The sequence below is a fragment of the Micromonospora sp. NPDC003944 genome (assembly GCF_053605225.1).
In genome coordinates this window covers 1-12350 of sequence record NZ_JBSGIV010000063.1, presented here as the reverse complement: position 1 = coordinate 12350, position 12350 = coordinate 1, and the positions used below count along the sequence as shown (strand labels likewise).

General features: G+C 69.8%; 10 protein-coding genes. 6 read left to right on the top strand and 4 right to left on the bottom strand.

The annotated features are described in order from the left end of the window. Positions 1-88: 88 nt before the first annotated feature. From ACWER9_RS25725 to ACWER9_RS25710, 4 genes are all read right to left on the bottom strand, one after another. Entirely contained in the window at positions 89-1075 is a 987-nt protein-coding gene (locus ACWER9_RS25725) for an ABC transporter permease (protein ID WP_452304244.1), read from the bottom strand. A gap of 67 nt (positions 1076-1142) precedes the next feature. Next, positions 1143-2150 carry an ABC transporter permease gene (locus tag ACWER9_RS25720; protein WP_452304243.1) on the bottom strand — a complete coding sequence of 336 codons (1008 nt, stop codon included), beginning with the start codon at positions 2148-2150 and terminating at the stop codon, positions 1143-1145. After that, positions 2147-3265: an ABC transporter ATP-binding protein gene (locus ACWER9_RS25715; RefSeq protein ID WP_452304242.1), complete on the bottom strand. Its 1119-nt coding sequence runs from the start codon at positions 3263-3265 to the stop codon at positions 2147-2149. Before ACWER9_RS25715 ends, ACWER9_RS25720 begins: the two co-directional genes overlap by 4 nt. A gap of 55 nt (positions 3266-3320) precedes the next feature. Beyond that, positions 3321-4376, bottom strand: coding sequence for an ABC transporter ATP-binding protein (locus ACWER9_RS25710; RefSeq protein ID WP_452304265.1), 1056 nt, complete (start codon positions 4374-4376; stop codon positions 3321-3323). A 277-nt stretch (positions 4377-4653) separates the two neighbouring features. Here ACWER9_RS25710 and ACWER9_RS25705 point away from each other — a divergent pair, with 277 nt between their 5' ends. The 6 genes from ACWER9_RS25705 (at position 4654) to ACWER9_RS25680 (ending at position 12252) form a co-directional block, all read left to right on the top strand. Beyond that, a complete protein-coding gene (locus tag ACWER9_RS25705; protein WP_452304241.1) occupies positions 4654-5202 on the top strand; it encodes a Uma2 family endonuclease in 549 nt (182 codons plus the stop codon). Between the two features lie 32 nt (positions 5203-5234). Next, a complete protein-coding gene (locus ACWER9_RS25700; protein ID WP_452304240.1) occupies positions 5235-6671 on the top strand; it encodes a TldD/PmbA family protein in 1437 nt (478 codons plus the stop codon). 120 nt (positions 6672-6791) lie between these two features. Further along, positions 6792-8198: a TldD/PmbA family protein gene (locus ACWER9_RS25695; RefSeq protein ID WP_452304239.1), complete on the top strand. Its 1407-nt coding sequence runs from the start codon at positions 6792-6794 to the stop codon at positions 8196-8198. Positions 8199-8443: 245 nt separating this feature from the next. Beyond that, positions 8444-9250 carry a hypothetical protein gene (locus tag ACWER9_RS25690; protein ID WP_452304238.1) on the top strand — a complete coding sequence of 269 codons (807 nt, stop codon included), beginning with the start codon at positions 8444-8446 and terminating at the stop codon, positions 9248-9250. A gap of 12 nt (positions 9251-9262) precedes the next feature. Beyond that, the gene (locus ACWER9_RS25685; RefSeq protein WP_452304237.1) at positions 9263-11191 is read left to right on the top strand and encodes a fumarate reductase/succinate dehydrogenase flavoprotein subunit; all 1929 of its coding nucleotides are present in this window, start codon (positions 9263-9265) and stop codon (positions 11189-11191) included. Then, positions 11188-12252 carry a succinate dehydrogenase/fumarate reductase iron-sulfur subunit gene (locus tag ACWER9_RS25680; RefSeq protein ID WP_452304236.1) on the top strand — a complete coding sequence of 355 codons (1065 nt, stop codon included), beginning with the start codon at positions 11188-11190 and terminating at the stop codon, positions 12250-12252. The genes ACWER9_RS25685 and ACWER9_RS25680 overlap by 4 nt, the downstream gene beginning before the upstream one ends. The last annotated feature ends 98 nt before the right edge of the window (positions 12253-12350 follow it).

The window sequence follows — 12350 nt, the reverse complement described above, 5'->3', positions numbered from 1 at the left end:
TCCCGAGGATCGTATGGAAGAAAACCTACGGATTGTGTAACAGTTGTCGATAGATTTTGCCACCGGTCGCGCCCTGGTAACCGACGGCTCAGCGCAGCCTCACCCGAGGGTCGATGGCCGCGTAGAGCAGATCGACAAGCACGTTCGCCAACACCACGAAGACCGCGGCGATCAGCACAGTGGCCATGATTGTGGGCAGGTCACCCGAGCGCACCGCGTCCACCGCAGTACGCCCCAACCCCTGGATGCCGAACGTCGTCTCGGTGATCACCGTCCCGCCCAGCGCCCCGCCCACGTCCAGCCCGGCGATCGTCACCACCGGGGTGATCGCCGCGCGCAGCGCGTGTCGCCCGTACACCTTGGGTTTGGCCAGGCCCTTGGCCCGCGCGGTCCGGACGAAGTCCTCCGACAGCGTCTCCAGCATCTGCGCCCGCGACAACCGTGCGTAGATCGCCGAGAAGAGGAAGGCGAGCGCCACCCAGGCGAGCACCAGCCCACTTGCCCACTTCGCCGGGTTGTCGAACAGGGAGGTGTAGCTGGGCACCGGCAGCCATCGCAGGTTGTAGACGAACACCAGCAGCAGCACCGCGCCCACGAAGTAGAGCTGCAACGACGCGCCGGTAAGTGAGAAGCCGATGGCCAGCCGGTCCAACCAGGTGCCCCGCCGCAGCGCGGACACCATGCCGAGGCCCACGCCGAGCAGCAACCAGAGAATGGCCGCTGGGATCACGATGCTCAGGGTCACCGGCAGCACCCGGGCGATGGTGTCCGACACCGCCTCGTTGGTGACGTACGACCAGCCCAGGCAGGGCGCGTCGCACCGGCCACCCTGGGCGCTGCCCAGGTCCCGACCGGTCACGATGCCCTTCATGTAACCGGCGTACTGGCTGATCAGCGGGTCGTTCAGACCGAGGTCGTCGCGGACCCGCTCCAGCCGCTCCGGGTTGCAGTTCTTCGAGCAGATGCTGCTGACCGGGTCCCGGGGCAGGGCGAAGAACATCAGGAAGGTCAACACACTCACCGCGAAGAGGGTCAGCGTGGCGGAGAAGAGTCGCTTGAGCAGAAATCGCGCCATGAGAGTCACCTTTCGTTCGCGACTGCGGGGCTCCGCTTCGCTGCACTCCTCGCGCTCACAGGAACCCCTACCGGGACGACTTCGGGTCGAGCGCGTCGCGCAACGCGTCGCCGAAGAGGTTGAAGGCGAACACCAGCGCGAAGATCGTGATGCCCGGGAAGAACACGTACGCCGGGTCGGTCTGGAGGAAGTCCAGACTGCGGTAGATCATCCGGCCGAAGCTCGGCGTCTCGTCGCTGAGGCCGACGCCGATGAACGACAGTGCCGCCTCGCTGGTGATGAACTGCGGCACCGCAAGGGAGAACGACACCAGAATGGGTGCCCAGATGTTCGGCAGCAACTGCCGGAAGAGCATGTGCCCCAGCCCGGCACCACTGGCCCGGGCCGCCTCCACGAACTCCCGTTCGCGCAGCGCGATCACCTGCCCGCGGACCAGTCGGGCCGTGCTGGTCCAGCCGAAGATGGCGAAGACGGCGATCAGCACCCCCACCCCGAAGGCGGACGACACCTGCCCCCGCTCACCGTAGAAGCGCAGCGTGACGGTGGGCGTGAGCGCCAGCGCGATGATCAGGAAGGGCATGGCCAGGGTCAGGTCGGTGATCCAGTTGATCACCGCGTCGAGCCAGCCGCCGAGGTAGCCGGCGAGCGCGCCGAGCACGACACCGATCGTCGCGGTGATCAGGGCCGCCGCGAACGCGATGAACAACGACGTCCGCAACCCGTAGATCAACCGGATGAAGATGTCCCGCCCCAGCCCCGGCTCCAGACCGAACCAGTGCTCGCCGGTGACCCCACCGGCGTAGCCAAGCGGCATGCCGAAGCCGTCGAGCAGGTTCTGGAACTGCTCCCGCGGCCCGATCCCGTAGACCATCTCGATCAGCGGGGCGGACAACCCCAACACCATGAAGAACACCAGGAGTACGCCGCTGACCACGGCCGTACGGTCGCGACGCAGTCGCATCCAGGCGAGCTGACCGGGCGAGCGACCGACGACACCCTTCGCGACGGGTCCGTCCCCGCCCGTGCCGGACTCGATCTCGGCCAGCGCCACACCCTCCACCGGGGACAGGCTCACGACGACACCTCCTCGTCGACCTGGGCAGCCACCTCGGCCGGCTCCGGGCTCGTGCTCGCCGCTTCCGCTTCGGGGCTCGTGCCGGCTGGTTCCCCTTCGGGGCTCGTGCCGGCTGGTTCCCCTTCGGGGCTCGTGCCGGCTGGTTCCCCTTCGGGGAAGTGACACGCGGTGGCCTGGTTGCCGCCGTCGCGCGGGACCAGCGCGGGCTCCTCGGTGGCGCAGATGTCCTGCGCCTTCCAGCACCGGGTACGGAACCGGCAGCCCGACGGCGGGTCCAGCGGCGTGGGCACGTCACCGGTCAGCCGGATCCGGCCGGCCGGGCCGAGCTGGGTGACGTCCGGGATCGCCGAGAGCAACGCCCGGGTGTACGGGTGTTGCGGGCGCTCGTAGATGTCGGCCCGGTCGCCGATCTCCACGATGCGGCCCAGGTACATGACCGCGACCCGCTGGCAGAAGTGCCGCACCACCGCCAGGTCGTGCGCGATGAACACGAAGGCCAGGCCGAGCTCCCGTTGCAGGTCGCGCAGCAGGTTGACGACCTGCGCCTGGATGGAGACGTCGAGCGCGCTCACCGGCTCGTCCGCCACGATCAGCTTCGGCCGCAGGGCCAACGCGCGGGCGATGCCGATGCGCTGACGCTGACCACCGGAGAACTCGTGCGGGTACCTGTTGTAGTGCTCCGGGTTCAGCCCGACCAGTTCCAGCAGCTCCTGCACCCGGGCCTTGATCCCACCCGGCGGATTGATCCCGTTGACCTGCAGAGGCATCGCCACGATGCGGCCCACCGTGTGCCGAGGGTTCAGCGAGGCGTACGGGTCCTGGAAGATGATCTGGAGTTCCTGGCGCAGCGGGCGCAGCTCCCGACGGCCGGCGTGGGTGATGTCCCGCCCGTCGAACTCGATGCTGCCGCTCGTCGGCTCCAGCAACCGCACGAGCATCCGGCCGGTGGTGGTCTTGCCGCAGCCCGACTCCCCCACCAGGCCGAGCGTCTCGCCCGGTCGCACGTCGAAGTCGAGCCCGTCCACCGCCCGCACCAGACCTGTGGCGCGCAGCCCCTGACGTACCGGGAAGTGCTTACTCAGGCCGCGTACCCGCAACAACGGTTCGTCGGTCATCTCCACAGTCCTCCGTTCGGGACTGCGGTACTCCGCTGCGCTGCGTTCCTCGCCCTCACACAGCCACCCCCACTCGTGCGACGTCCTCGGCGTAGAACACGTCGCGCTCGTCGGCGCTCAGGTGACAGGCCACGAGGTGACCGTCGGCCCCGGCCGCGCGCAGCTCCGGCACCTCCGTGCGGGACCGGTCGCCGTTGCGGTCCGCGTACCGGCAGCGTGGGTGGAACGCGCAGCCCGTCGGCAGGTTGATCAGGCTTGGCGGGTTGCCGGGAATGGGCACCAGGTCCGCGTCCGCGTCGCCGTGCAGCGACGGCACGCTGGAGAGCAACCCCCAGGTGTACGGATGCTGCGGCGCGCGGAGCACCTGCTCGACGCTGCCCCGCTCGACGGCCCGTCCGCCGTACATGACGAGCACGTCGTCGGCGACCTGGCCGACCACGCCGAGGTCGTGCGTGATCAGGATGATCGCGGAGTGGAACTCGGCCTGGAGGTCGGCGAGCAGGTCGAGGATCTGCGCCTGCACGGTGACGTCCAACGCGGTGGTCGGCTCGTCGGCGATCAGCAGCGCCGGGTCGTTGACCAGGGACATCGCGATCATCGCCCGCTGCCGCATGCCGCCGGAGAACTCGTGCGGGTACTGGTCGAAGCGCCGCGCCGGCTGCGGGATGCCGACCCGGTCCAGCATGTCGACCGCCCGCCTGCGGGCCTCGCGCCGGCCGACCTTCGGGTGGTGCACCCGGTACGCCTCGGCGATCTGCCGGCCCACCGTGTAGTACGGGTGCAGCGCCGACAGCGGATCCTGGAAGATCATCGCCATGTCCCGGCCGCGCAGCCGGCGTACCTCCTCGTCGCCGAGACCGACCAGCTGCCGGCCACCTACCGAGATCTCCCCGGTGATGGTGGTCCGCTTGGGGTCGTGCAGGCCGAGAATCGCCAGCGAGGTGACGCTCTTGCCGGAGCCGGACTCACCGACGATGCCCAGCGTGCGGCCCCGCTCGACGGCGAACGACACCCCGTCGACAGCGCGTACCACGCCGTCCTCGGTGTCGAACCGGACCCGCAGGTCACGCACCCGCAGGTAGGCGTCCTCGCTGCCGCGCTGCGTCGGCACGGCGGGATGGTCGTCCGGCTTTCCGGACGGCGCCGGATCCGAGCTGTCCACGGCAACCTCCCTCAGTGACGAAGAGAACTTACAACAAAGTCCCGAGGGTGAAAATAAGCTACAAAGTCGGCACGTGTCAGCGGGCCCGAGCGTAACGAGTCGGCATCGGCCCCGCACCCCCGTCACCTCGCCATCCACGCCCGTTCATGGCCCTGGACGCACATAAGGTGCGACGATTGGCCGAGCAGCCAGCAGAGGATGCCCGTGGCACGAGGTGGAGGTGACGATGACCGCGGCGGTGTTCAACCACGAAGGCCCGTGGACCGAAGAGGAGTACCTCGCCCTCGGCGAGACGCAGCAACGCGTCGAACTCTTCGACGGGAGCCTTCACGTGACCCCAGCCCCCACCCCCCGGCACCAAAACATCTCGGGCGAACTACGCGCGGTTCTACGAGGCCCGGTTCGCGAAGCCGGCCTGCACGTTCTGGAAGCGGTGAACGTTCGGCTCAGGCCGGGACGGATCCCGATCCCCGATCTCGTCATCACCAGCCCGATTGACTTCGACGAGCTCAACGTCGAGGCGAGTGACGTGCGGCTGGTGTGCGAAATCATCTCGCCGAGCAACGCGTCCACCGACAAAGTCCTCAAGATGCACTACTACGCCGCCGCGGGCATCGAGTGGTATCTCCTGGTCGAGCAGGACAGCGGCACTGTGCATCTGTACCGACGGCGGGGCGGTCACTACACCGAGCAGTCCGTGACCAGACCCGGCGAGGTGTTGGAGCTGACTGAGCCGGTGAAGGCCACCATCCGACCGGAGGAACTGCTCCCCTGACGGGTGTCGGTCGTCTGGCCTAGGGTCGGTCCATGACCGAGTTCGACGCGGCCACCGCCGCCGTCCAGGCCGCCCTCGACGCGGGAGCGCGGTACGCCGACGCACGGGTGATGCATCGCCGGTACGAGTCGATGACCGCGCGCAACGGCGACGTGGAGGAGCTGACCCAGGACGAGAGCATCGGGCTCGGTGTCCGGGCGCTCGTCGGGGCGAGTTGGGGCTTCCACGCCGTACCCGATCTGTCGGACGCCGCCGCCCGCGACGCCGGCCGGCGCGCGACGCGTACCGCCATGGCGAGCGCGCGGGTGCCCGGCCCGGCGGTCGACCTGGTGCCGGTCGACGCGGTCACCGCGAGCTGGGCCTCCGGTTGCCAGATCGACCCGCTCGGGGTGCCCCTGTCGGCCAAGGGCGACCTGCTTGTCGACGCGACCCGCACGATGGCCGAGCACGGTGCGGACCTGGCCGAGGGCCTCTACCAGATCTGGGACACCGCGAAGTGGTTCGTCTCCAGCGAGGGCCACCGCATCGACCAGCGGATCCGCGAGTGCGGCGGCGGCATCTCGGCCACCTCGATCGGCGACGGCGAGACGCAGCGGCGGTCCTGGCCGAGCTACCGGGGGCAGTACGGCACCACCGGGTGGGAGTTGGTCGACTCGCTCGACCTGGCCGCGCACGCCGCGCAGATCGCCGAGGAGTCCCGGGCGCTGCTCACCGCGCCGCCCTGCCCGGCCGGCGAGACGGATCTGATCCTCGGCGGCGAACAGCTGGCCCTACAGATCCACGAGTCGGTCGGGCACGCCATCGAACTGGACCGGATCCTCGGCTGGGAGGCGGCGTTCGCCGGCACGTCCTGGCTGGACCTGGCCCAGCTCGGCTCACTGCGCTACGGGTCCGAGCTGATGAACATCACCATCGACCCGACGATCCCGGGCGCGCTTGGCAGCTTCGGTTTCGACGACGAGGGCTCCCCGGCGGTCAAGCGGGACGCGGTCCGGGACGGTCGCTGGGTGGGTGTGCTGGCCGGCCGGGATTCCGCCGCGATGGCGAGCCTCGACTACGGCGGCAGCGTACGGGCCGACGGGTGGGCCCGGCTGCCGATGGTGCGGATGACGAACGTCGGCCTGGAGCCCGGCCCGCACACGCTTGAGGAGATCATCGCGGCCACCGACGACGGCGTGTTGATGGACCTCAACCGGTCCTGGTCGATCGACGACAAGCGGCTCAACTTCCAGTTCGGCTGCGAGGTCGGCTGGGAGATCAAGAACGGTCGACGGGGTCGGATGCTGCGCAACCCCACGTACACCGGGATCGGGCCCCTGTTCTGGCGCTCGATGGACATGCTCTCCGGCGAGACGGTCTCCTGGGGGACGCCCAACTGCGGCAAGGGCCAACCCGGCCAGGTCGGGCACACCGGCCACCCGGCAGCGCCGGCCCGGTTCCGCAACGTCCGAGTGGGAGTTTCCGCGTGAGCGCGAGGAGCGAGCCGGTCTTGCGAGCCCCGCAGTCGCGAACGAAAGGCGGCCCCGCGTGAGCGCGAGGAGTGAGCCGGTCTTGCGAGCCCCGCAGTCGCGAACGAAAGGCGGCCCCGCGTGAGTAGGCAGACGGAGCTGGAGTTGGCGGGGCAGGTGGTGGAGCTGGTTCGGCGTCTTGGCGGGCCGGCCGCGCAGGCCGAGGCGGTGGTGACGCGGGCGGACCTGGCGCTGACCCGGTTCGCCAACTCGGGCATCCACCAGAACGTCTCCGAGTCCACTGTCGGGGTCTGGCTGCGGATGCACGTCGACGGTCGGACGGCCGCCGGCGGTGGCAGCGTGGTCACCGCTGACGGGTTGGGTTCCCTGGTGGAGCGCACCCTGGCCGCGGCGCGGCTCTGCCCACCGGACGCGAGCTGGCCCGGGCTGGTCGCGCCCACGCCCACGCCGGACGCGCCGCCAGTCGACGAGGCGACCGCGCACGCCGAGCCGGATCAACGGGCCGATCGGGTGGGGGCGTTCGTGGCGGCGGCGGGTGGCCTCAGCACCGCCGGTTACTGCCGTACCGCGCACCGCTCGTCGGCGTTCGCCAACTCGGCCGGGCACTCCGCGTACGGCCGCTCGGCGGAGGCGGCGATGGACGGCATTGCCCGCCTCGACGGCGCGGACGGGGTGGCCCGGCGCAGCGCCGACCGGCTCTCCGACCTGGACGGCGCCGAGTTGGGCGCGCAGGCGGCCTCGAAGGCGCGGGCGGCGGCCGACCCGGTCGAGCTGTCTCCGGGGCACTACGAGGTGGTGTTCGAGCCGGCCGCCGTGGCGGACCTCCTCCAGAACCTGGCGTTCTACGGCTTCAACGGCAAGCGGTACGCCGAGCGGCAGTCATTCGCCGAACCGGGCCAGGCCCAGTTCGACAGGGCGGTGACGGTGGTGGACGACCCGCTTGGCGGGTCCGGGTTGCCGTTCGACGCGGAGGGCACCTGTCGACGGGCGCTGACGCTTGTCGAGGCGGGCACGACCCGGGCGGTGGCGCACGATCGGCGGACCGCCGCCGAGGCGGGCGGGGAGTCCACCGGGCACGCGGTCGCGGGGGGCGCCACCTGGGGCCCGATGCCCCGTAACCTGCGGTTGGCCGGGGCGGCGGCGGGCCCGGCAAGCGCGGCGGGCCGGAGCACCACCGGTGCGGCGGCCGGCGCGGTCGTCGACGCCGACACCGCCGCGTTGGTGGCCGGCGTACGCCGAGGGCTGCTCGTCACCGACCTCTGGTACACGCGGGTCCTCGACCCGAAGAGCCTGGTCGTCACCGGGCTGACCCGCAACGGCGTCTGGTTGGTCGAGGACGGCACGGTCGTCCGGGCGGTCCGTGACCTGCGGTTCACCGAGTCGTACCCACGGGCGCTCGGGCCGGGGGCGGTGCTCGGGCTGGGCGCGCGGGCGGTGCGCCAACCGGACCGGGTGGACGGTGTCTGGTGGGCGGCCCCCTCGCTGCGACTGGCGTCCTGGCACTTCACTGGAGGCGCCTCCGGCTGACGGTCTCGTCGACGCGCGAGAAACCTGCGTGTCGAGTGCTTTTCCGCAGGCCAGACACACGAGAGACTCCCTTGCGCGGACGGCTCGCAGAGATCGGCGTAACGTGTGTCACTTAGCTGCGTCGGTCGATCCGGCGTGGTCGTTGGTGTGCGCATGACGTGGCAGCGGGTGCGGGTTCGCCGGTCCGCGTGCCGACCGGAGAGAGACCAGCCCGCCCGTACGGGCCCGTCGAGGAGACGACTCGAATGACTTCAACGGCAACGAGGCCGAGGGGGGCGCGGGCGCGCGCCGCCATCGCGGCGAAGACGTTGCGTACCGACAGATGGTGGTTCGCCCCGCTGATCACCGTGATCGGGCTCAGCGCCTGGGTCGCGTACGCGACGGTCCGGGTCTTCATGCACGACTTCTACTGGGTCGCGGACTACCACTACCTGACGCCGTTCTACTCGCCCTGCGTCACGGAGCGGTGTGTCGAGGGCGCCGCGCACTTCGGCCGGTTCCTGCCCGGCTGGTGGATCATCCCGGACGCCGCGCTGACCCTGCCGTTCCTGCTGCTGTTCCGGCTCACCTGCTACTACTACCGCAAGGCGTACTACCGGTCGTTCTGGCTGTCGCCGCCGGCCTGCGCGGTCCCGGACGGCCACAAGGAGTACGGCGGTGAGACCCGTTTCCCGCTGCTCGGCCAGAACCTGCACCGCTACTTCTTCTACGCCGCCGCGATCATCTCGCTGATCAACACCTGGGACGCGATCCTCGCCTTCCACTCGCCGAAGGGCTTCGGCTTCGGGCTGGGCAACATCATCCTGCTGCTCAACGTGGTGATGCTCTGGGCGTACACGATCTCCTGCCACTCCTGCCGGCACATCATCGGCGGCCGGCTCAAGCACTTCTCCAAGCACCCGGTGCGGTACAGGGCCTGGACCTTCGTCTCGGCGTTGAACGTCCGGCACATGCAGCTCGCCTGGATCACCCTCGGCACCCTGGCGCTTGCCGACTTCTACATCATGGCGCTCTCCGCCGAGTGGTTCTCCGACCTGCGGTTCATCAACTAAAGGGCCCCTGACATGACCACTACCACTCGCATCGAACGACACCACTACGACGTCGTCGTGATCGGGGCCGGCGGCGCCGGCCTGCGCGCGGCGATCGAGGCCCGGCTGGCCGGCAAGAAGACCGCGATCATCTCCAAGTCGCTGTTCGGCAAGGCGCACACGGTGATGGCCGAGGGCGGCGCGGCAGCCGCGATGGGCAATGTGAACAGCCGGGACAACTGGCAGGTGCACTTCCGCGACACCATGCGCGGCGGCAAGTTCCTCAACAACTTCCGGATGGCCGAGCTGCACGCGAAGGAGTCGCCGCAGCGGATCTGGGAGTTGGAGACGTACGGTGCGCTCTTCGACCGCACCAAGGACGGCAAGATCTCGCAGCGCAACTTCGGTGGCCACGAGTACCCGCGCCTGGCGCACGTGGGCGACCGGACCGGCCTGGAGCTGATCCGCACCCTGCAGCAGAAGATCGTGTCGCTCCAGCAGGAGGACCAGCGGGAGTTCGGCTCGTACGACGCCCGGATCAGGGTGTTCTCCGAGACGACGATCACCGAGCTGCTGCTCGACGGCGACCGGGTGGCCGGCGCGTTCGGCTACTACCGGGAGTCCGGCGAGTTCATCCTCTTCGAGGCGCCGGCGGTGGTGCTGGCGACCGGTGGCGTCGGCCGCTCCTACAAGGTCACCTCGAACTCGTGGGAGTACACCGGGGACGGGCACGCGCTGGCGCTGCGCGCCGGGGCGACGCTGATCAACATGGAGTTCCTCCAGTTCCACCCGACCGGCATGGTCTGGCCACCCTCGGTGAAGGGCATCCTGGTCACCGAGTCGGTGCGCGGTGACGGCGGTGTCCTGAAGAACTCCGAGGGCAAGCGGTTCATGTTCGACTACGTCCCCGACGTCTTCCGCAAGCAGTACGCGGAGACCGAGGAGGAGGCGGACCGCTGGTACACCGACCCGGACAACAACCGGCGTCCGCCGGAGCTGCTGCCCCGCGACGAGGTGGCTCGCGCCATCAACAGCGAGGTCAAGGCCGGCCGGGGCTCCCCCGCCGGTGGTGTCTTCCTGGACATCGCGAGCCGGCGTTCGGCCGACGAGATCCGCCGCCGGCTGCCCTCGATGTACCACCAGTTCAAGGAGCTGGCCGACGTCGACATCACCTCCGAGGCGATGGAGGTCGGGCCGACCTGTCACTACGTGATGGGCGGCGTCGAGGTCGACCCGGACTCGGGTGCCGCCTTCGGCCACGTACGCGGGCTGTTCGCCGCCGGTGAGGTCTCCGGCGGCATGCACGGCTCCAACCGACTCGGTGGCAACTCCCTGTCCGACCTGCTGGTCTTCGGCAAGCGGGCGGGCGGGCACGCCGCCAGCTACGCCGACGGGCTGACCGCCCGGCCGAAGGTGGCCGTGGGCGAGGTCGAGGCCGCGGTGGAGACCGCCCTCGCTCCGCTACAGCGGGACACCGGCGAGAACCCGTACACCCTCCAGCAGGACCTCCAGGCGGTCATGGGAGATCTAGTCGGAATCATCCGCCGGGAGGGTGAGCTGGCCGACGCGTTGGTCCGGCTCGCCGAGCTGCGGGAGCGGGTGGCCAAGGTGAGCGCGGCCGGTGGCCGCCGCTACAACCCGGGCTGGCACCTGGCCCTGGACCTGCGCAACATGCTCGTGGTCTCGGAGTGCACCGCGAAGGCGGCGCTGGAGCGGCAGGAGTCGCGCGGCGGGCACACCCGGGAGGACTACCCGGCCATGGAGCCGAAGTGGCGGCAGGTCAACCTGGTCTGCGCGCTGGACGGTGACACCGTGCAGCTGACCCGCAAGCCGCTACCGAAGATGCGGGCTGAGCTGATCGGCCTCTTCGACCGGGCCGAGCTGGCCAAGTACCTCACCGACGAGGAGCTCGCCGACTTCGACGCTCTCGTTGCCGACGCTGGAGAGGCGGACAACCGATGAGCGCGAAGCGTCAGTTCCGGATCTGGCGGGGCGACGAGACGGGCGGCGACCTCCAGGACTACATGGTGGAGGTGAACGAGGGCGAGGTCGTCCTCGACGTCATCCACCGCCTACAGGCCACCGACGCTCCCGACCTTGCGTGCCGGTGGAACTGCAAGGCCGGCAAGTGCGGCTCCTGCTCCATGGAGATCAACGGCAAGCCGCGGCTGGGCTGCATGACCCGGATGTCGACCTTCGGCGACGACGAAACCGTCACGGTCACCCCGCTGCGCACCTTCCCGGTGATCCGGGACCTGGTCACCGACGTCTCGTTCAACTACGAGAAGGCCCGGGAGACCCCGGCGTTCGCCCCTCCGGCGGACGTCGCACCGGGCGACTACCGGATGCAGCAGGTGGACGTCGAGCGCTCGCAGGAGTTCCGCAAGTGCATCGAGTGCTTCCTGTGCCAGACCGTCTGCCACGTGATCCGCGACCACGACGAGAACAAGCAGGCGTTCTCCGGCCCGCGGTACTTCATCCGCGCCGCCGAGCTGGACATGCACCCGCTGGACGCCCGGACCGACCGCAAGGAGTACGCGCAGGCCGAACAGGGCCTCGGCTTCTGCAACATCACCAAGTGCTGCACCGAGGTCTGCCCCGAGCACATCAAGATCACGGACAACGGGATCATCCCCATGAAGGAACGGGTCGTCGACCGCAGGTACGATCCCCTTGTGTGGCTTGGTAGCAAGATCTTCCGTCGGGGCGAGACGCCCCAGACCAGCGTGACCACCGCCCGTCAGGGCTCGGCGACGCCGGGCTCCGCCCGGGGTGGCGTGCACTCGCACGCGGGTGGCTCCCACGACTCGCGGGCTGAGGCGCAGGCCCAGAGCGGCGTCAACTGGGACCGGGAGGTGCCCCACCCGACCGCTCCGGCGGTCGACGACCGGGGCAGGCTGCCGCTGACCGAGCTCACCTTCGACCGGGCCGCCGCGCCGTCGCCGTTCGGTGACGACGTGACCTTCCCGCTGCCTCCGGAGCACCTCAACTTCGCCCACCCGGAGCAGGACAACAAGCACTGACCACCTGAACACAAACGGGGGGGCGCGTACCTGCCGCACGACCCACCGATCGCGCAGACCCGCAACAACGAGAACGTGGCGTTGGAGCTCGCCTGGCC